Source organism: Noviherbaspirillum soli (assembly GCF_015352955.1).
Classification (GTDB): Bacteria; Pseudomonadota; Gammaproteobacteria; order Burkholderiales; family Burkholderiaceae_D; genus Noviherbaspirillum_A; species Noviherbaspirillum_A soli.
Genome location: NZ_JACYOX010000006.1, coordinates 84,377 through 103,330 on the forward strand (window position 1 = coordinate 84,377; position 18,954 = coordinate 103,330).

16 protein-coding genes are annotated in these 18,954 nt (G+C 66.8%); 6 read left to right on the forward strand and 10 right to left on the reverse strand.

Features of this window, described 5'->3' with window-relative positions:
- Positions 1–58: 58 nt before the first annotated feature.
- The 3 genes from IGW04_RS07545 to gshA all read right to left on the reverse strand — a co-directional run bounded on the left by IGW04_RS07545 (position 59) and on the right by gshA (position 3,645).
- Positions 59–691, reverse strand: a complete 633-nt coding sequence (locus IGW04_RS07545; RefSeq protein WP_194712446.1) for a CDP-alcohol phosphatidyltransferase family protein — start codon at positions 689–691, stop codon at positions 59–61.
- Between the two features lie 126 nt (positions 692–817).
- The gene (locus tag IGW04_RS07550; protein WP_194712447.1) at positions 818–1,882 is read right to left on the reverse strand and encodes an AI-2E family transporter; all 1,065 of its coding nucleotides are present in this window, start codon (positions 1,880–1,882) and stop codon (positions 818–820) included.
- Between the two features lie 164 nt (positions 1,883–2,046).
- Complete coding sequence (gene gshA / locus IGW04_RS07555) at positions 2,047–3,645, reverse strand: glutamate--cysteine ligase (protein WP_194712448.1); 1,599 nt, start codon at positions 3,643–3,645, stop codon at positions 2,047–2,049.
- Positions 3,646–3,815: 170 nt separating this feature from the next.
- Between gshA and IGW04_RS07560 the strand changes: the two genes are divergently transcribed.
- Complete coding sequence (locus tag IGW04_RS07560; RefSeq protein WP_194712449.1) at positions 3,816–4,568, forward strand: Crp/Fnr family transcriptional regulator; 753 nt, start codon at positions 3,816–3,818, stop codon at positions 4,566–4,568.
- 78 nt (positions 4,569–4,646) lie between these two features.
- Here the strand turns inward: IGW04_RS07560 and IGW04_RS07565 are convergent, their stop codons facing one another.
- Complete coding sequence (locus tag IGW04_RS07565) at positions 4,647–7,337, reverse strand: ATP-binding protein (RefSeq protein ID WP_194712450.1); 2,691 nt, start codon at positions 7,335–7,337, stop codon at positions 4,647–4,649.
- Positions 7,338–7,665: 328 nt separating this feature from the next.
- Between IGW04_RS07565 and IGW04_RS07570 the strand changes: the two genes are divergently transcribed.
- On the forward strand, positions 7,666–7,959 hold the full coding sequence (locus tag IGW04_RS07570; RefSeq protein WP_194712451.1) for a DUF378 domain-containing protein: 294 nt from the start codon (positions 7,666–7,668) through the stop codon (positions 7,957–7,959).
- 104 nt (positions 7,960–8,063) lie between these two features.
- Complete coding sequence (locus tag IGW04_RS07575; protein WP_194712452.1) at positions 8,064–8,666, forward strand: DedA family protein; 603 nt, start codon at positions 8,064–8,066, stop codon at positions 8,664–8,666.
- An 11-nt stretch (positions 8,667–8,677) separates the two neighbouring features.
- On the opposite strand, the gene IGW04_RS07580 is transcribed toward IGW04_RS07575, so the two are convergent.
- Positions 8,678–9,913 (reverse strand): DUF418 domain-containing protein, encoded by a 1,236-nt coding sequence (locus tag IGW04_RS07580; protein WP_228526915.1) that lies wholly within the window; start codon positions 9,911–9,913, stop codon positions 8,678–8,680.
- Between the two features lie 39 nt (positions 9,914–9,952).
- Between IGW04_RS07580 and IGW04_RS07585 the strand changes: the two genes are divergently transcribed.
- Positions 9,953–10,423, forward strand: a complete 471-nt coding sequence (locus tag IGW04_RS07585; RefSeq protein ID WP_194712453.1) for a host attachment protein — start codon at positions 9,953–9,955, stop codon at positions 10,421–10,423.
- A 314-nt stretch (positions 10,424–10,737) separates the two neighbouring features.
- Here IGW04_RS07585 and queC read toward each other — a convergent pair whose 3' ends face one another.
- From queC to IGW04_RS07600, 3 genes are read right to left on the reverse strand one after another with little or no spacing between them, the layout of a single operon-like run.
- Positions 10,738–11,448 carry a 7-cyano-7-deazaguanine synthase QueC gene (gene queC / locus IGW04_RS07590; RefSeq protein ID WP_194712454.1) on the reverse strand — a complete coding sequence of 237 codons (711 nt, stop codon included), beginning with the start codon at positions 11,446–11,448 and terminating at the stop codon, positions 10,738–10,740.
- A 10-nt stretch (positions 11,449–11,458) separates the two neighbouring features.
- Positions 11,459–12,220, reverse strand: coding sequence for a DUF3108 domain-containing protein (locus IGW04_RS07595; protein ID WP_194712455.1), 762 nt, complete (start codon positions 12,218–12,220; stop codon positions 11,459–11,461).
- A 1-nt stretch (position 12,221) separates the two neighbouring features.
- Entirely contained in the window at positions 12,222–13,352 is a 1,131-nt protein-coding gene (locus IGW04_RS07600; RefSeq protein WP_194712456.1) for a DUF3108 domain-containing protein, read from the reverse strand.
- A gap of 91 nt (positions 13,353–13,443) precedes the next feature.
- On the opposite strand from IGW04_RS07600, the gene IGW04_RS07605 reads away from it, so the two are divergent.
- The gene (locus IGW04_RS07605) at positions 13,444–14,685 is read left to right on the forward strand and encodes a branched-chain amino acid ABC transporter substrate-binding protein (RefSeq protein WP_194712457.1); all 1,242 of its coding nucleotides are present in this window, start codon (positions 13,444–13,446) and stop codon (positions 14,683–14,685) included.
- Positions 14,686–14,803: 118 nt separating this feature from the next.
- Positions 14,804–15,433, forward strand: a complete 630-nt coding sequence (locus IGW04_RS07610) for a PhaM family polyhydroxyalkanoate granule multifunctional regulatory protein (protein WP_194712458.1) — start codon at positions 14,804–14,806, stop codon at positions 15,431–15,433.
- A 30-nt stretch (positions 15,434–15,463) separates the two neighbouring features.
- On the opposite strand, the gene IGW04_RS07615 is transcribed toward IGW04_RS07610, so the two are convergent.
- Entirely contained in the window at positions 15,464–18,388 is a 2,925-nt protein-coding gene (locus IGW04_RS07615) for an ATP-binding protein (protein ID WP_194712459.1), read from the reverse strand.
- Positions 18,389–18,521: 133 nt separating this feature from the next.
- Positions 18,522–18,767, reverse strand: a complete 246-nt coding sequence (locus IGW04_RS07620; RefSeq protein WP_194712460.1) for a hypothetical protein — start codon at positions 18,765–18,767, stop codon at positions 18,522–18,524.
- Between the last annotated feature and the right edge of the window lie 187 nt (positions 18,768–18,954).

Sequence of the window (18,954 nt, forward strand, 5' to 3'; positions counted from 1 at the left end):
CCTGAAACGGCCGCTTTTACCGCCTGGCCGCGTTGAGCGGCGCCCGGCTCCGGCCGGGCTACAGCTTGGGGATGCGCAGCGTCTTGCTGATCATCAGCGTGCCGGAGAGCACGAACAGCAACGCCAGCGGATGGAAATGCCAGGGACCGATCGCCAGTTCCCCCCAGTACAGCGCGTCGCCGATGCGGCCCTGCCAGGCGGCGAAGGCGAGCACCGCGGAAAGCAGCACGCTGGTCGGGATCGGGGTGCCTTCGAAATAGGCGACCTTGTCGGCGCCCTCGGCCAGGCTTTCGGCGGTGACGTTGTAACGCGCCAGCCGGCTCACGCCGCAGCAGACGAAATAGGCCAGCGCAGCGGCATCCCAGCCGCCTCGCATGCCGGCGGCGAAGGCCAGCGCCGCCGGCGCCACGCCGAAGGAAATTACGTCGGCCAGCGAGTCGAGCTCGCGTCCCAGCGGTGAATGCTGGCGCCGCCAGCGGGCGATGCGGCCGTCGAGCACGTCGAAGATCAGCGCCGCCGGCGCCATGGCCGCGGCGGCATAGAAGTGGTCCAGGGACTGGCTGCCCATGTAGAGCATGGACAGCAGCACCGCCGCCACGCCGCAGGCGGCATTGCCCAGCGTGAAGAAATCCGCCAGGTGAAAGCCGCGCAGCATGGAAAAGTGCTTGGGTGGAGTACCGGGTGTACGCATGAATGCAGGCCTGTTCAAAAGAAGAAACTGCAGGAAAACTGCCGGAAAACCGTCATCCGAGTGTATCAGCGCAGCCACATGGCCAATGACGATGCCATCAAGCCATGCCGCAATGACATCAGTGAATCAGTTGACCGACGGATGCACTTCCGGCGTTGCCGAGAACAGGTCCCAGCAGGCAATGAACAGCGCCGCGACCGCCGGCCCGATCACGAAGCCGTTCAGGCCGAACAGCGCCATGCCGCCCAGGGTGGAGATCAGCACCACGTAGTCCGGCATCTGGGTGTCCTTGCCGACCAGGATGGGGCGCAGCAGGTTGTCCACCAGACCGATCACCAGGACGCCAAAGGCAATCAGCGTCACGCCCTGCCAGATCGCGCCTGTCACCAGGAAATAGATTGCCACCGGCAGCCAGACCACTGCCGCGCCGATGGCGGGCAAAAGCGACAGGAAGGCCATCAGTACTGCCCACAGCAGCGCGCCCTGGATGCCCAGAAACCAGAACATGAGCCCACCCAGCGCACCCTGTGCCGCCGCCACCGCGACATTGCCCTTCACGGTGGCGCGGATGACGGTGGTGAATTTCTTGAACAGATGGCGCTTGTGGCTGGCGCTCAGCGGAATGGCGTCGCGGATGCGGGCTGCCAGCGAAGCGCCGTCGCGCAGCAGGAAGAACAGCAGGTACAGCATGATGAAGAAGCTCACCATGAAGTCGAAGGTGTTCTGCGTGATGCTGATGGCCTGGGTGGCAACATACTGGCTGCCCTGCATCGCGCCGGATGAGAGACGCTGCTGGATGGAGTTGATGTCGAGCAGGTCCAGCCGCTCCAGCAGCCGGGTCAGCCACTGCGGCAGGGCGGCGACCACCTGCTGGAAATACTCACCGAAGTTGATCTGCCCGGAACGGATCTTCTCGAAGATCAGCATGCCTTCCTGCAGCATGGCCATCGTGATCAGGGTCAGCGGCAGGATCACGCCGACCAGGCAGATCGCCAGCGTGGCCAGCGCCGCCCAGTTGGGCCGCTGGTGCATGCGCGCCAGCAGGCGCCGGTAGAAAGGCGCAAACAGGATCGCCAGCACCGCGCCCCAGAATACCGCGCCGTAGAAGGGCAGCAATATCCAGCCAAAGGCGATGGAGACGAGGATCAACAGGATCAGAAAGGTTTTTTGCTGAAGTTCGGGATGGTTCATCGGCGGTTTCTGGAAAGATCGGCGAATGGAAAGGGAAACCTCCACCGCGTCGCGTAATGGAGGTTACAAGCATGAAGTTACCGCAATGCTAAACCTAACGTCCGGCGCCGCCTCCGGCGGCAAGGCTCCGATTTGTGCGCAAGCAATCGGGCGGCCTGTCGTGCCTATTGTGTGCAGGGCTGCTCGCAAAGCTGGGCCGGGGTCCTGGCCTGGTAATGCAGGATGAAGTCGTCGAAACTTCCCGACTGGGTGGCTTCCATCGTGGCCTGCTCGGCCAGCGATGCCTCGGCCATGGCGGCGAATGCCTGCTGCTGCGCCGGAGCGAGCGGCCGCGAGCGGAAATTCTCGGCGTGCAGCCGGCTCTGCGCCAGGCCGAAGGCGGCAAACGAGCCATGCCGGCGGATCGCCTCCAGCGCCTGCGCCGAGGGCGTTGCGTCGAGGTCGGCCAGCTTGGCGCGCTGGGCGCGCAGCGCGTCCGCATGTTCGGCGCCGCCATGCTGCGCATCCAGCAGCGCAGCGACTGCCTCCATCTCGTCGAGCAGTTCCCGGCCCCAGGCTTGCACCGGGATCGCCGCGCCATTGCGCTGCAGCGTCAGCCCCGGACGGCGTCCTTCCTTCACCGCCAGCGCAAAATTCGCGGCATTCTCGATGCCTTCCGCGTGGCTGGTCGGCGCGCTCTGCTGCAGCGTGCAGTACAGCAGGTACACGTCCAGGAAACGGGCCGTCTGCAGGCTGATGCCGACCGGCGAGAACGGGTCCACGTCCATGCAGCGCACCTCGATGTACTGCACGCCGCGCGCACACAGTGCTTCCAGCGGACGTTCGCCGGAAGCGATCACCCGCTTGGGCCGTATGCTGGCGTAGAACTCGTTCTCGATCTGCAGGACGTTGGTGTTGATCTGCACCCATTCCCCATCGCGCCGCGTGCCCATCTCCACATAGGGCGCATGCGGCTGGCGTACCGCGCGCGCCAGGCTGCGCATGTATTCCGGCAGGGTGTTGTAGGGCGGCACCAGGCCCGCCTGCACGTTATTCTGGTAGCCAAGGTCGCTCATGCGCAGGCTGGTGGCATAGGGCAGATACAAGGTGTCGTCCGAGAGGCGCTGCAGCTGATGCTCGTGGCCGCGCATGAAGCCGGCGTCCAGCGCCGGCGCCGCGCCGAACAGCAGCATCAGCAGCCAGTTGGTCCGGTAGAAATTGCGCACCAGCGCGATATAGCTTTCAGACTGGTAGTCGCGCAGGCAACCCGAGGCCCCTTCCTCCTGCTGCAGCAGCGGCCAGAGCGCCTCGGCCAGCGAATAGTTGTAATGAATGCCGGCGATGCACTGCATCGCGCGGCCATAGCGCAGCGCCAGGCCGCGCCGGTAGACATGCTTGATCATGCCGATATGGGAGGTGCCATACCAGGCGATCGGTATCTCTTCTTCCGGCGGCAGCGGCACCGGCATCGACTGGCTCCAGAGCAGTTCCTGCCCGAGCATGCCGGTGGCGTAGCGATGGATGGCGTCGAGCTGCGTGAGCGCAGTGGCAATGTCGTGCTCGGCCGGCGTGATGAATTCCAGCAAGGCTTCGGAATAGTCGGTGGTGATCTGAGGATGCGTCAGCGCCGACCCCAGCGCCGGCGGATGCGGCGTGGTTGCCAGGCGGCCGCCGGCGGTCACCCGCAGCGTCTCGCGCTCGATGCCGCGCAAGCCCTGCAGCAGCAGGGGACGCGCCTGTTCGCTGGCAAGCAGCGCGAGACGGCGCTTGAGCAGATTGGTCATAAGGCTCCTCTTCCTGTCGTTATTGATTTTCGCTTCCTGTTACAAGCATGGCCACGGATGTGTCAGATGTAAGCAGTTGCATCAACCATTGAATGCATTTTTTACCACGGTATATTGGGCCGCATCATCGCACAGATGGCGGTTTTCATCCGGCCGCCCGCCAGACGCCCATGCTCCTGCTTGCCACCGCGGACCAGAACCGCCTGCTGTCGGCCCTGCCGGCCCTTGAGCGTGACCATCTGGCGCATTATCTCGAACCGGTCGTGCTGCGCAGCGGCGACATCCTGTGCGAAGCCGGCACGGTGCCGACCCACCTGTATTTCCCCACCAGCGCGGTGCTTTCCATCCTGCATCTGATGGAAAACGGCGCCTCCTCCGAACTGGTGGCGGTGGGCAATGAAGGCATGGTCGGCATTTCGCTCCTGATGGGCGGCGAAGCGACCGGCGCGCGCACCGTGGTGCAGGCGGCCGGCCATAGCCACAGGCTGCGCGCCGACCTGATGCGCCAGGCATTGCCGCACGGCGGATCGGCGACGCCGCTGCTGTTGCGCTATACCCAGGCATTCATGGTGCAGATGGCGCAGAACACCATTTGCAACCGTTATCACAAGATCGACCAGCAATTGTGCCGCTGGCTGCTGCAGAGTTTCGATCGGGTGGGCAGCGCCGAAGTGGCGGTTACCCACAGCATGCTGGCCGCGATTCTGGGCGTGCGGCGCGAAGGGGTGTCGGAGGCGGCGGCGCGGCTGCAGCAGGCCGGCGCCATCGGCTGCCGGCGCGGCCATCTGAGGATACTTGACCGCGGCCTGCTGGAATCCATGGCCTGCGACTGCTACCGCGCCGTGCGGGCCGAATTCTCGCGCCTGCTGCCGCCGGCTGCGGGCAGCCGGTGCGCCGGCAAGGAAGCGCGGTCCTGGCAGTAGGCGTCGACGGCAAGCGCGCCGGCAGGAACCCGGGGTGCGCTGCGCTTACCCAGGCTGCTTGTCTGCTTGTCGATGCCGTCAGACGCTGCGGGTATTGCCGACTTCGCAGACGCTGCAGATGGTCTCGATCAGGGTCTGGGCCGACAGCGGCTTGGCGACATGGGCATCGAAACCGGCGAACGAGGCGGCACGCTCGTCGCGCGTCATGGCGAAGGCGGTCAGGGCGATCGCAGGGATCAGCGCACCCTTGTCGCGGCTGCGCTTGCGGATGGTGCGGATCAGTTCATGGCCGTCCATGCCCGGCATGCCGATATCGCAGATCAGCAGGTCGAAGCTCCGCCGGTCCAGCAGTTGCAGGGTTTCGGCAGCCGACGCCGACACCGCGACCTCGGCGCCGAAGCTGCCGAGCAGGGACTGCGTGGCCAGGCGCGCATCCTCCTCGTCATCGGTCACCAGGATGCGCAGCCCGGTCAGCGGCGTCATCGGGAACTGCTGGAGCAACCGCTCGGTGCGGTCGCTGACGATGTTTTCAGTCGCCTCGGCCAGCGCCGGCAGCCGCACCGTGAAGCGCGATCCCTGGTTCAGGCCGGCGCTGTCGGCTTCGATGGTGCCGCCGTGCAGCTTGACCAGGCTGGCGGCAATCCCCAGCCCGAGTCCCAGTCCGCCCTTGCGCCGGGTCGCCGAGGCATCTTCCTGGCGGAAGCGTTCGAAGGCATGCGGCAGGAACTGGGGCGCGATGCCGCAGCCGGTGTCGGTCACCGAGACCAGCAGCGATTCGCCGTCGAAGCCCGCCTGCAGCGTCACGCGGCCGCCGCTGTCGGTGAACTTGATTGCGTTCGACACCAGGTTGGTGACGACCTGGTTGATGCGGCGTTCGTCGCCATCGATCAGCACCGGCGCCGGCGCGCGGCATTCGAGCATGATGCCTTTCTGCTCGGCCATGGGCTTCTGCGACAGCGCCACGCTGGTCACCAGCGCGGCGGCATCGAACGGCCGTTTCGCCAGCACCACCTTGCCGGCGATGATGGCGCTGGTGTCGAGCAGGTCGTTGATCAGCGCCGCCTGCAGGTGCACGTTGCGGTTGATCACTTCGGCGGCGCGGGTCACGGTATCGTCCCCCGAGGCGCGCCGCGCCAGCAGTTCGGCCCAGCCGGCAATGGCATTGAGCGGCGTGCGCAGCTCATGCGACAGCGTAGCCAGGAATTCGTCGGCCATCGATGCCACGCGCTCCGCTTCCGCACGGGCCTGGCGTTCCATCTCCAGCGCCTGCTCGGTGCGCTCGGTCTGCAGGATGGCGTCATGCACATTGGTGATGGTGCCTACCCACCGTATGATCCGCTGGTCCTCTGCGCGCAGCACACGGCCATGGATCCGGAACCAGACATAGGCGCTGTCGTCATGGCTGCGCAGGCGCACCGTGCAGTGCAGATCGACGCCGCTGGCGCGGCTGAGGCTCCAGGCATTCATCAGGACTGGCAGGTCGCTCTGGTGAGCCAGCGCTGCCAGCTGGTCCAGCCTGGTGACCGGGCCGGGGCCAAAGGTCGTATGCCACTGCTCGTTGCGGTATTCGAGCGCGCCCTGCGGGTCGGCCTGCCAGACGATATGCGGCAGCGACTCGGCCAGGGTGACGAATTCCAGTTCCCGCATCAGCGCCGTGTGCGACATCGCGCGGCTGTCATTGGCCAGCTGGTGCAGCACATCCTCGACCTGGGCGATGTCGCCAAGGCGTCGTCCCGCCTTCTTCGGCACGGGAAAGGCGGGCGCCAGCGCCAGTGCGGAATCAGCCAGCTTGCGCACCGGCCTCAGAAGCCGGCCGGTGACGAACCAGGCAATGCCGGCGGCGAGCAGGCCCAGCGCCAGCGCGCCGGCGAAGAATCCGCGCTGCAGCATGGCCACCGGCGCGAATGCCACGGAAACCGGCTGGCGCGCCACCACCTTCCAGCCAAAACCGGCAAACTGGCCGCTCGGCTCGGTGGGGGTCATGACCGTCAGATAGTCGGCGCCGCCGGACCAGCCGATCACGCTGGCGCTGGCGTCGGGCAGGCGCTTGGTCAGCTGGCTCAGCGCGCTGCCGACCGGCGTGCTCTTGTCGGGTCCCAGAACGACCTTGTTGCGGGTGTCGAGCATCAGCATCTCGATGCCGCGCTTTTCCTTCAACGGCCCCAGCACGCTGGCACGCACGCCTTCCGTCCATTGCCAGCTGATATGCGCGGCCAGCACGCGAACGATTTTCCCGCTGTGGTCGCGCACCGGCGCGGCCACATCGAGAAAGCGCAGCGGTTCGCCGCTGGCTGGCGGCGGCAGCAGTTCGGCCAGCCGCACCGCTTCATGCACATCGCCGACAAAGGCGCCCTTGCGGCCTTCCTCGAACACCGGCCGGCCGGCCAGGCTGCCGCCTTCGAAAACGCCGCCGGTGGCGGCCAGCACCTTGCCGGAAGCGGCATCGATCAGCGCCAGGTAGGCGTATTCGGGACGGGTGGCGACGAACTGCTCCAGGGCGGCGCGCGACTCCGCCGGTGCGGTGCCTGCGCCGCGGAAGACATCGCGGCTTGCCTGCACCTCGATGTCACGCGCGAAGTCGTCCATGCCGGCCGACAGTTCGCGCGCCATCTGCTGGGCCAGTCCCTCGATGTTGGCGCTGGCCAGGCGGGCGATTTCATGCTTGGCCAGTTCGCCCAGCACGCCGGCCAGGGCCAAGGCCAGCACGAGGATCACTGCGCAAGAGGCGGCGCCCAGGCAGACATGAAGGCTGATGTGTTTTCGTAACATCGTTATCGGCGGGCAGAGGTTTTGGCAAGGCGGGGGAACTGGAGCCGTATCGTCACTGAATATGCAAAGTGGGTCAAGGCATGTAACAAATTTATTGCTAAAAAGAATGGTCCGCTGGGTTTGCCGCTGGCGGTTTGCGCATTTCCAGTCTATCCCGCTGTTCTTCCTCAGGCGCATTGTGCAAGCGCAAACAATGGAAGGCAGTTGCCCGGAACTGGTCCGAAGGCGCCTTCTCTAAACGCCTGACATCGCGGCCATGCCCTATCAGCGGATTGCCGCGCCTTTTCACGCCCCGCCGCTATCCCGCGTCACAAGCAAGGAGTCCTGTATGGCAACAATGAATCCTCATATCACCGAGAGGCGTCACACGCCCGAGCGCCGCTCGCCTGTCGGCAGCAGCATGGCGCGCCGCATGGGCGCCATCGACTGGCTGGCCATGGTGCTGATGATCATCGGCGGCATCAACTGGGGACTGGTCGGCCTGATGAATATCGACCTGGTCGCCACCATCTTCGGCGACATGACCACCGCATCCCGCACGGTGTACGGCCTGGTGGGCCTGTCGGCGCTGTATTCCATCTATACCCTGAGCAAGATGGCGGGTGAGACCCATCGCTATTAGTCCGCCGCGCCTGCCGCGTCGGATGGGCCGCACTGCTGTTCCGGTGCCTGCGACCGCCGGCGCGCCGCCGTTCGCCTACGATGCGACACTGCCGGCAAAGCGCCATGTTTGACTTCATCGTCCGGTTCATCGCCGAGCATGGCTATCTCGCCGTCTTCGCGCTGATGGCCGCCGAGAACATCTTCCCGCCGATTCCGTCGGAACTGATCATGCCGCTGGCCGGCTTTACTGCCGCCAGCGGCAAGCTGAGCCTGTTTGCCGTGCTGCTCGCCGGCACGGCCGGTTCGGTGGCGGGCAGCGCGCCCTGGTATTACGCCGGCCGTCTCTATGGCCGGAAAAGATTGCGCACGCTTGCAGCCAGGCACGGCCGCTGGCTCACGGTCAGGCCCGATGACATCGACAAGGCATTGCAGGCATTCGAGCGGCATGGCCGCAAGGCGGTGCTGTTCGGCCGGCTGCTGCCGGCGGTGCGCACCCTGATCTCGGTGCCGGCCGGCATCGCGGAGATGAGCCTGCCGCGTTACCTGGCCTACTCCGCGATCGGCTCGCTGATCTGGGCCTGCCTGCTGGCGGGCGCCGGCTACCTGCTGGAGGCGCAGTACGACACCGTTGCCCGCTATCTCGATCCGGTATCCAAGGCCATCGTCGGCTTCCTGACCGCGACCTACCTCTATCGCCTGGTGACCTACAAAAAGGAAGGGGCCTGACGCGGCGCCCGTCAGGCCCGCGGCCTGCCGCGCGCGGCCAGCCATTCCATCGGTCCCTGCGCATGCCGTGCCAGCCACCAGCGGCTGGCCAGCGACTGCAGCAGCATGATGGCCAGCGCGACCAGCATCAGCCCGGCCGGCGATGCATGCATGCCCAGCGCCGTGCCCTGCAGCAGGCATACGCCCAGCAGGGACTGCATCAGGTAATTGCTGAGCGACATGCGGCCCACCGGCGCCAGCCAGGCGCTTGCCCGCCGCGCCAGCGAACCGCGCGCCAGCAGCAGCGTGGCGACATAGGCGGCGGCCAGCAAGGAGCCGCTCAAGGGCAGCAGCGCATAGGCCAGTTCGCCATGCACCGGCGCGGCGAGCGGGTTGGCCGCTTCGGTCGCCGCGGCTGCGGCCCAGGCCAGATTCAGCGGCAGGCCGGCCAGAAGGCCGATGGCGCGCACCCGCCGCCACAGCAGCGCATGGCGCCGCGGCGCGGTCAGCCATCCCAGCCGCACCGAACAGATCCCCAGCAGAAACAGCACCATCAGATGCGGCACGAGCAGCAGCGAGCCCGATGTGACCGCCAGATAGTCCGACAGTCTCTGCGCAGCGACTTCGCCGGCCGTGCCTTCGGTGTAGATGGCGCGGTCCTCCTGCGCATCCTCGATGTAGGCAATGGCCTGTTCATGCCGCGCATCGTCGGCGCCCGGGCCGCCTGAAGGCAGCGACAGCGCCACGCTGGCCGCCACCACGATCAGCCACAGCAGGCCCCAGCCGCGCAGGCTGGCGCGGACCAACCGCAGCCGGGCATCGAGGAGGCGCAGCAGCAGGAAGCCGGCAGCGCCATAGACCGTGAGGATATCGCCGGCCCAGAGCAGCAGGCCGTGCAGCATGCCGCAGCCCAGCAGCCAGCGGAAACGATGGCGCAATGCGGCATGCACCTGGCTCTGGTCCCGCAGGCGGCGCTGCAGCGAACGGGCCTGCAGCGCGAAACCGGCGCCAAACAGGAAGGCGAAGATGGGGTAGAACTTCTGCTCCGCCAGCAAGGCCACTGCAAAGACCGCGCCGCGGTCCAGCCAGGACGGCTCGGCAATGGCGCCATAACGCAGCGCGCCGAAGCCCCAGACAAACGACCAGACATTGACCAGCAGAATGCCAAACACCGCCATGCCGCGCAGGACATCGATATGCGCAATACGGCGCGGGCTGGCGGCGGCATCGGCGCCGCGGGCGCGGAACATTTCGGTTGGCACGGGCATCGAACTTTTCTCTCAACATACAGCCAGGACAAGGACAACATGAACGCTACGTGGATCGTCTCATCAAATGCAAGCCGGGCAAGGTTTTTTTCCCAGGCGAACGCGGCCGCGCCGCTGGAAGAAGTCAATGACATGGTCAACGACGGCGCGCGGCTGCGCATGGCCGAGAGCAACGAGTCGGACAAGATCGGGCCGACCGCGGGCACCAAGAGCATGCACAACACCGGCGGCGCCGTGCCCAACAAGCTCTTCGAGCCACGCCAGACACCCGACGAGCATGCGGCCGAACTGTTCGCCCGCGACATCGTCGCCTATCTGGAAGAGTCGCAGCGGGCAGGGCGATTCCAGCAACTGTGCCTGGTGGTATCGCCGCAGTTCCTGGGCATGCTGCGCAAGCTGCTGCCGCAGCAGCTGACCGCGCTGGTGAAGCTGGAGCTGAACAAGGACTACACGATGTCGTCCGCGGATGAGTTGCGCGGGCATCTGCAGGCGGCGCAGGCGCTGAAGTAATCCTTGAACTTGCGCGCCAGCTTCCCTGCTGGCGCCTGTCATTTCCTTCCAGCCGCCGGGCCGTTTCCTGACTGTTTCCTGGCTGCAGGAGTCATCGGAATGCGCCTGCGCGGTGCTGGAAGCGCCGCGCAGGGCCTGGCGCAGCGCATGTGGCCGGCTTGCCAGCCAGAAGGGTTCCGGACAAGGACGAACGGCGCTGCTTGAACGCAAGCCAGCAAAACTCTGTTACCGGACAGTGCATCAGCCAACGGGTTTGGGCAGCGGCTCATTCAGTCCTGGCCGCCGTCCTGCTTGCCCGCCCAATGCCGCCGCTTTCAATGCTGCCCTTTTTCCCTGAACGCCCGATACCCCTTGGCCCTCAACTCGCACGCCGGACAAGCCCCGCATCCATACCCCCAGTCGTGCAGCTGCCCGCGCTCGCCGAGATAGCAGGTATGGGTCTCGGTGCGCACCATTTCCACCAGCGCCTCGCCGCCCAGCTCGCGCGCCAGTTCCCAGGTCTGCGCCTTGTCGATCCACATCAGCGGCGTCTCGATGCGCAGGTCGGTTGCCATGCCGAGGTTCAGCGTGGTCTGCAGCGACTGCATGGTGTCGTTGCGGCAGTCCGGGTAGCCGGAGTAGTCGGTCTCGCACATGCCGCCGACCAGCACGTCCAGGCCGCGGCGGTAGGCCAGGGTGGCGGCCACCATCATGAAGAGCAGGTTGCGGCCCGGGACGAAGGTGTTGGGCAGGCCGTTTTCCTGCATTGCGATCGCCACGTCCTTGGTCAGCGACGTGTCGGAGATGCGGCCCAGCAGGCCCAGGTCCAGCATGTGGTCCTCGCCCAGGCGGGCGTTCCAGTCGGGCGACATCGCGCGCAGAGACTGCAGCACGGCCGGGCGCACCGCCAGTTCGACCGCATGACGCTGGCCGTAGTCGAAGCCGATGGTTTCGACCCGCTCATAGCGGGCCAGCGCCCAGGCGGCGCAGGTGGTGGAGTCCTGGCCGCCGGAAAACAGTACCAGGGCGCCCTTTGCATTGCTCATTGTGTTGTCCTTACTTTGCTGGTTGGCCGCGGACTTCCCGCAGCGTCTGTTCGATGTAGTCGCCGTCGCCTTCGGTATAGCGCAGCTTCACCGGGTACCACTGCAGGTCCGGCGCCAGCCAGATGTCGAGCTGGCGTCCCTTGGCGTCGGGCGGCGGATTGCGGGTCACATGCCAGGCCGTGGTCGGGCCGGACGGGCCGTTGACCTTTTCCTGGCCGACCACGCGGAAGGTCCACGGGTCGCCGTCGCGCTGGCCTACCACGAAGAAGTGCCAGTTCGAGCCGGCCTTGAATTTTGCGGGCGCGGCGCGCGCCACCGAGCTCAGTTGCCAGACCACGCTGGCATGGTCCTGCTCGCCGCCCTGGATCGGATAGCTGCGGTCGGATGCCTCGAAACGGATCTTTTTCGCCGGACGGTCGAAGGTGACGCTGGTCGCGCCCTTGCGGTAGCGCTGCTCGGTGAAGCGCGCCGGCGCCAGGCCCCACGCATCGACGCCGCCTTCGCTCTTTTCGTCCAGGATCTTCCCGACCAGCATGGCGCGGGTGGTCACGCCTATCGTATAGCCCTGGCCGCCATGGTCCCAGCGCATGGTCGCTTCGCCATTGAGGGACAGGCCGCTCTGGCGCGCCTTGATGCCATAGTCCAGTTCGGCCGGCGGCGGCAGCCGGGTCGGGTATTTCGGCGGCGGCGCCGCCAGTGCGGCGCTGCCGGCGACGAGGCACAGCAGCGCCGTGCAGAGGGTGCGGAAATGCATTGCGGGCAGGTTCTCCATGTCAGATCGGTGGGGCCGGCTGCAGCGCCGATACCGCCAGTTCGAGGTATTCGCCGCTGGGTTCGGTGAAGCGCAGCCGCACCGGGTACCAGGAATGCTCGGGCGCCAGCCAGATATCGAGCTTCTGGTCGCGCGAGCCGGGCAGCGGCACGCGGCTGACATGCCAGGCCTGCATCGCGCCGGCCGGCGTGTCGATCCGCTCCTGTCCGATCACCCGGATCAGCCAGGGTTCCGCGTCGCGCACGCCGGCCACGAAGATGCGCAACTGCGCGCCGGGCGCATATTGCGCGGGATCGCCCAGGCCGATCGACGCCAGTTGCCAGACGATGCTGGCGCGATCCTGCTCGCCGCCGTTGCGCGGATAGGACGCCGTGGAAGACGAGAAGCGGATGCTGCCCGGGCTGGGTTCGAAGCGGGTGACGGTTTCGTCCTTGCGCATGCGCTTTTCGGCATAGCTCTGCGGCGCCACGCCAAAGTCGTCGAAGCCGCCCTGGCTCTGGAAGCGCAGCACGGTAAAGAACAGCACGCCGGCCTCGCCGTCGATGCGGTAGCGCTGGCCGTCGGCATGCCAGACGATACGGCCGTTGCCATACACTTCCTTGCCCTGGCGCAGCGCGCGCACGTCGTATTTCATGTCGACCGATGGCGGCATGCGCACCTGGTAGCGCGGTAAGCTTTCCTGCTCCGGCGTGGCGGGGGCGGGAACAGGCGCGGGGTCCGGCGCGGACTGCGGCGGCGCCTCGGCGGACACGGCGGCTTCCGCGCTCCCGGCCGGCGCTGGCGCCGGCGACGGCGTGGCATCGGCAAGCGCGGGCGCGGCCGTGCTTTCGGCGGGCGGCGTGACGGGTGGCGGCGCGCTGGCCTGTCGTGGCGCAACGGCTTTCGGCCTGGGCCTGGGACGCGGCCTGGGCTTGGGCGGCGGCGGCGGCTCCGGCGCCGCAACGGGCGCCGGCGGCGGCAGCAGGGCCACCGCCACCGGCGGCGCATCGTCCTGGGCCAGCGATGGCAGCCCGATATGGCCGCCCGCCCAATGCAGTGCCAGCGCGTGCAGCAGCAGCGACAGCGCCAGCACGGCCAGCATGCGCAGCAGGGGACCGCGCCAGCGTTGGATGGGGGAATGTTTCTCGGACATTTCGCTAGTGTAGCCGCTCGGCGGCCAATGGTCGCCGGTCATGCTGCGGCGCGGCAAAGCAAGTAGAATGGCGCCTTTTTTCGGGGGCACCATGTTCAGAACAATGCTGGCGGCGCTGCTGCTGCTTCTTGCAAAGGGCGCCGCGGCCGGCACGCCGATCCGCATCGGCATGGTCGAGGGCATGTCCGGCCCCTTTGCCAATGCCGGCGAGGCCGTCGCGCGCAATATCCAGTTGGCGGTCGACAAGATCAACGCCTCCGGCGGCGTGCGTCTGCCGGACGGCAGGCATCCGCTGGCGCTGACCGTCTTCGACAGCAAGCAGGGCGTGGAAGAGGCGCTGATCGAATTTCGCCGCCTGTCCGACCAGCGCATCGGCTTCCTGGTGCAGGGCAACAGCTCGGCGGTGGCGTCGGCGCTGATCGACGCGGTGGAGCGGCACAATGGCCGCGTGCCCGATCAGCGCATCCTGTTCCTGAACTATTCCGCGGTGGACCCGGCGCTGACCAATGAAAAATGCAGTTTCTGGCATTTCCGATTCGACGCCCATGCCGACATGCGCATGCATGCGCTGACCGAGGTGATACGCCAGGACAGCCATGCGAAGAAGGTGTATCTGATCGGCCAGGACTACAGCTTCGGCCGCCAGACCGCGAAGGCGGCGCGCAGCATGCTGGAAGCCAAGCGGCCGGACATTGCCATCGTCGGCGACGAACTGCACCCGGTCGGCAAGATCAAGGATTTTTCCCCCTATGTGGCCAAGATCCGCGCCAGCGGCGCCGACAGCATCGTCACCGGCAACTGGGGCAATGACCTGACGCTCCTGGTCAAGGCGGCGCGCGAGGCCGGCCTGGACGCCAAGTTCTACACCTTCTACGGCAACGGCCTGGGCGCGCCGGCCGCGATTGGCGATGCCGGCGTGGGACGGGTGCGGGCAGTGGCCGAGTGGCATCCGAATGCCGGCGGCACTGCCAGCGACGCCTTCTACCAGGCTTTCGGCAAGCGCTATCCGGCGCCGAAGGACGACTATGTGCACCTGCGCATGCATGTGATGGTGGGCATGCTGGCCGCGGCGATCGAAAAGGCCGGCAGCACCGAGGCGGCGGCGGTGGCGCGGGCGCTCGAAGGCGCGCAGTTCAGGAACAGCTTCCACCAGGCCACCATGCGCGCCGCCGACCATCAGCTGATCCAGCCGCTGTATGTGTCGGTAATGCAGAAAAAGGGCGAGGGCGTGCGCTTCGACAATGAAGGCAGCGGCTACGGCTTTCGTACCGAGCGTTATCTGTCGGTCGAGGAAACGGCCCTGCCAACCAGCTGCCGGATGACGCGGCCTTAGAACTCCGGCTTCGATCAAAGTCAAAATGTATTAGCGCGCCCCTGGAATCGTTGCCCGGGCAGGTTTTTTTATGTGGCTTTTCTGCTACGCTAAGCGGACATCAAACGTGGAGATCAGCATGGCAGATTCAAGCATGTCCGGCATTCCAGGCGTGGGCGCGATGACCGACACACTGGAGTTCGTCAAGAACCTGTGGGGCGGCATGAAGATACCCGGCATGGCAATGCCTTCCCTGTCCGTCGATGACGTGAACAAGCAGATTGCCGACCTGAAGGCGGTCGAGTCCTGGCTCAACGTCAACATGAGCATGCTGCGCAGCACGATACAGGCGCTGGAAGTCCAGAGCGCCACCCTGGCCGCGCTGCACACCATGGGCAACAGCATGAATTCCCTGGCCCAGGCCGGCATGGCGCAGGCGGCGTCGGCCGACAGCAGGCCGGCAGCGGACATGGCCAAAGCCTTCTCGTTTTCCCCGCCGCAGGCCGAGAAGCCGCCTGCGCCGGGCGCCGGCGACAAGCCGGCAGGCGAGCCGCCGCAGGCCAATGCCGACATGGGCAATGCCACCGCCTTCGCCAATCCGGCAGCATGGTGGAACCTGTTGCAGGATCAGTTCAAGCAGGCCGTCAGCACGGCGGTGACCGCCGAGCCGCGCGCCGAGTCGCGCAGCGAACCCAAGGCAGCGGAAGCGGAGAAGGCCAAACCGCGCGCCCGCAAGACGGTGGCCAAGAAGCGCGCGCCCAAGGCCTGAGCGCCAGCGGGCAGGCCCGCGCCGCCCGGATCAGGCGGCGCGGGCCTGCTTGCCGATGCGCGCCAGAAGCGCGATCAGCCGGTCGATCTCCACCGGCTTGACCAGATGATGGTCGAAGCCCGCCCGCATCGAGCGCTCGCGGTCCTGCGCCTGGCCATAGCCGGTCAGCGCAATCAGCACGGCGTCGCTGGTGGCGGGCGAGGCGCGCAGGCGGCGCGCCAGTTCATAGCCGTCCATGTCCGGCAGGCCGATATCGAGCAGGCAGATGCCGGGCGCCTGCGCCGCCGCCCGTTCCAGCGCGTCCTGCGCCTGGTAGGCCACCGAAACCTGATAACCCTGCAGTTCCAGCAGCATCGCCAGGGTATTGGCGGCGTCGACGTTATCGTCCACCAGCAGCAGCGTGGACGCCGGCGCGACATGCGCCTGATGGCTGCCATCCTGCGCGGGCGGCAGGCTCTGCCGCTGGCCCGGCGCCAGCGGCAGATAGACCGAGAACGTGCTGCCCTTGCCCAACCCTTCGCTGTAGGCCGCCACCCGGCCGCCATGCAGTTCCGCCAGGCTCTTGACCAGGGCCAGCCCCAGCCCCAGTCCGCCCTGGGCGCGGTCCGGGGATCGCTCGCCCTGCGTAAACAGGTCGAACACATGCGGCAGCAGGTCCGGCGGCATGCCGATGCCGTTGTCGCTCACCGTCAGCGCCAGCATGCCGTCCTCCACCCGTGCCCCCAGCCGCAGCTCGCCGCCCGGCGGCGTGTACTTGGCGGCATTGTTGAGCAGGTTGGTGCAGATCTGGACCAGGCGGATGCGGTCGCCCAGAAGCGGCGGAATGCCCGGCGCGATATCGATGTCGAGATGATGGCGCCGCGACTCCACCAGCGAACGCACCTGCTCCAGGGTGCTGGCAATGACCTGGTCCAGCATCACCGCTTCCTTTTCCAGCGTGACCAGGCCGCGCGTGACCCGCGATACATCCAGCAGGTCGTCGATCAGGCTGGTCATGTGCTCCACCTGCCGGCTGATGATGTCGCTGGTCCTGGCAATGCGCGGATCGTCCGCCTGCGCCAGCCGCAGCAGCTGGGCGGCGGTACTGATCGGCGCCAGCGGGTTGCGCAGCTCATGCGCCAGCATCGCCAGGAATTCGTCCTTCCTGCGGTCGGCCGCGCGCAGCGCTTCCTCTGCGCGCTTGCGCTCGGTGACATCGATCGAGATGCCGCGCACCAGCGCCGGCTCGCCGGCGGCGTCGCACACCACCTTGCCGCGCGCCTCGACCCAGATCGTGGCGCCATTGTCGGGGCGGATCATGCGCACCGTGCCTTCATAATCCCTGCGCTCGGCGATGGCTTTCTGCACCACGCCGCCGATCTGGGCCATGTCTTCGGGATGGACCGCCGACCAGCCCGGCGGCGCATCTTCCTGGCCATGCCCGAACACATCCTTCACATTGAAGGAATAACGCACCTTGTCCTGCTTCAGGTCCCAGTCCCACACCACCATGCGCCCGACCTGCAGGCCCTCGCGCAGCCTTTCCTCGCTGTCATGCACCGCCTCGGCCGCCAGCCGCTGGTCGGTGACGTCATAGCCCTCGATGAAAATGCCCGATACCGCGCCGTCGAATCCGAGCACCGGCTGGTAGATGAAAGTGACGAAGCGCCGGGCCGGCGCGACATCCGGCCGCGGCTGCAGCACCAGCAGCGATTCATGGCCGAAGAAGGGCTGGCCGCTGGCATACACCTGGTCGAGCAGATCGAAAAAGCCCTGCGACTTCAACTCGGGCAGCACCTCGTGCACGCTCTTGCCCAGGATGTTCCTGCGGTCGATCAGCTGGGTGAAGCTCTTGTTGGCCAGCTCGAATACGTGGTCGGGGCCGCGCACCACGGCCATGAAGCCGGGCGCCTGCTCGAACAGGCCGCGCAGGCGGTCGCCCTCGGCCGCCAGCTGGCGTGACAGCGCCGCTTCCGCCTGGCGCCGGCTGGCTTCGGCGGATGCCCTTTCCACCGCCGACCAGATGCGTTCGGCCATGTCCTCGGCCAGCGCCACGTCGCCGTCGCGCCAGCGGCGCGGCGCGGCCTGGGCCAGCACCAGCAGGCTTTGCTCCTGACCGGTCTTGCGCAGCGGCACCGCCAGCAGCGCCCGCACCGCCACGCCGGCATACAGGGAGGCATGGGCGGCGGTGCGGCTGTCGCTTTCCACATCGGTGACCCAGAACGGGCCGCCGCGCTGCACGTTGGCGGCCAGCGCCGCGCCGAGCCGCGCGACCGGGTAGGTCTGGCCCTGTATGCCCGGCACGCTGCCGTCATGCCAGTCGCTGTTGATGCGCAGCTGCTGGCCGTCCCCCGTAATCTGTGCGTACACCACCCGGGTCAGGCCGAGATGGCGGCCGAGCAGGGCGGACGCGGTTTCGGTGATCTGGCCCGGTTCCGTCAGGCCGCGCAGCCGGTCCGCGATTTCCAGCTGGAAGCGCTGGCGCCGTTCCGACAGGATCTGCGGCGTGGTCTCGGTGCAGGCGCAGAACATGCCGGCCACCTGGCCCGATTCATCATGGATGGGGCTGTAGGAAAAGGTAAAGTAGGTTTCCTCGGGAAAGCCGTTGCGCTCCATGACCAGCAGCAGGTTGTCGGCGAAGATCGATTCCCCGGACATCGCCGTTTCCGCCAGCGGGCTGATGTCCGGCCAGATGTCTGACCAGACCTGCGCGAACGGCATCGCCAGCGCATGCTGCTGCTTGTTGCCCAGCACCGGGATATAGGCGTCGTTGAACAGGAAGGTCAGCGCCGGACCCCAGGCCAGAAACATCGGGAAGCTGGAGTTGAGCATGATGCCGACCGCGGTGCGCAGCGACGACGGCCAGGTAGCCGGCGGTCCCAGCGGCGAATCGCTCCAGTCGTGGCTGCGCATGCGGGCGCGCATCTCGCCGCCGCCGGCAAGCAAATCAAAATTGCTCTGTGCTTTCTGGCTCACTCTGGCCTACCTCCGGTGCTGCGGCAGCCTGGCGACGCAATCGTGGACGCGGCCGCGGGCGCGCGCGCATGCGCCAGCGCGCCAGGCCGGGATGCGGCGAAGGCGCCATCAGGCGCAACGGCTGGCGTGGTATTCAAGGCCAGGGCGCGGGCGCGACGCTGACAAACTGGGCGCCGCCTTCGGAAGGCGCCAGCGCCTCGCCCCTGGGATGGCGCACACGCTGGCTGATCGCATGCACCGCCTTCCTGACATCCTCGAAGTCAGCCAGGGAAACCGGACGCTCCCGGTCCGGCCAGCTGGTGACTGCCCATTGCATCAGGTCCTGGAAACGCTGTTCCAGGTCGGCGGCAAACTGCTCCTTATCGGTCTGATCACTCATTGCAATACCTCGCTCGCAGTTCGTATACCGGGCGATTTTACTGGAAGAAGCTATTCGCCTCAGGCGTTCGGTCAAGCCTGGGCCAGATTGGAAAATCAGCGTTTTCCTACGCAGGGGGCGCCGCCTCTCTGACACCGCTGCGAAAGGCTTGCGCCTATGATGCAGCCTTGTCAGGAGAACAAGGAGA

Bases quoted from the DNA above. Each gene is read 5' to 3' on its own strand.
- IGW04_RS07620 (WP_194712460.1), bottom strand. From the start codon at position 18,767: ATGAGTGATCAGACCGATAAGGAGCAGTTTGCCGCCGACCTGGAACAG.
- IGW04_RS07570 (WP_194712451.1), top strand. From the start codon at position 7,666: ATGGCAACAATGAATCCTCATATCACCGAGAGGCGTCACACGCCCGAG.
- IGW04_RS07595 (WP_194712455.1), bottom strand. From the start codon at position 12,220: ATGGAGAACCTGCCCGCAATGCATTTCCGCACCCTCTGCACGGCGCTG.
- IGW04_RS07575 (WP_194712452.1), top strand. From the start codon at position 8,064: ATGTTTGACTTCATCGTCCGGTTCATCGCCGAGCATGGCTATCTCGCC.
- IGW04_RS07550 (WP_194712447.1), bottom strand. From the start codon at position 1,882: ATGAACCATCCCGAACTTCAGCAAAAAACCTTTCTGATCCTGTTGATC.
- IGW04_RS07600 (WP_194712456.1), bottom strand. From the start codon at position 13,352: ATGTCCGAGAAACATTCCCCCATCCAACGCTGGCGCGGTCCCCTGCTG.
- IGW04_RS07585 (WP_194712453.1), top strand. From the start codon at position 9,953: ATGAACGCTACGTGGATCGTCTCATCAAATGCAAGCCGGGCAAGGTTT.
- gshA (WP_194712448.1), bottom strand. From the start codon at position 3,645: ATGACCAATCTGCTCAAGCGCCGTCTCGCGCTGCTTGCCAGCGAACAG.
- IGW04_RS07610 (WP_194712458.1), top strand. From the start codon at position 14,804: ATGGCAGATTCAAGCATGTCCGGCATTCCAGGCGTGGGCGCGATGACC.
- IGW04_RS07545 (WP_194712446.1), bottom strand. From the start codon at position 691: ATGCGTACACCCGGTACTCCACCCAAGCACTTTTCCATGCTGCGCGGC.
- queC (WP_194712454.1), bottom strand. From the start codon at position 11,448: ATGAGCAATGCAAAGGGCGCCCTGGTACTGTTTTCCGGCGGCCAGGAC.
- IGW04_RS07565 (WP_194712450.1), bottom strand. From the start codon at position 7,337: ATGTTACGAAAACACATCAGCCTTCATGTCTGCCTGGGCGCCGCCTCT.
- IGW04_RS07605 (WP_194712457.1), top strand. From the start codon at position 13,444: ATGTTCAGAACAATGCTGGCGGCGCTGCTGCTGCTTCTTGCAAAGGGC.
- IGW04_RS07560 (WP_194712449.1), top strand. From the start codon at position 3,816: ATGCTCCTGCTTGCCACCGCGGACCAGAACCGCCTGCTGTCGGCCCTG.
- IGW04_RS07580 (WP_228526915.1), bottom strand. From the start codon at position 9,913: ATGCCCGTGCCAACCGAAATGTTCCGCGCCCGCGGCGCCGATGCCGCC.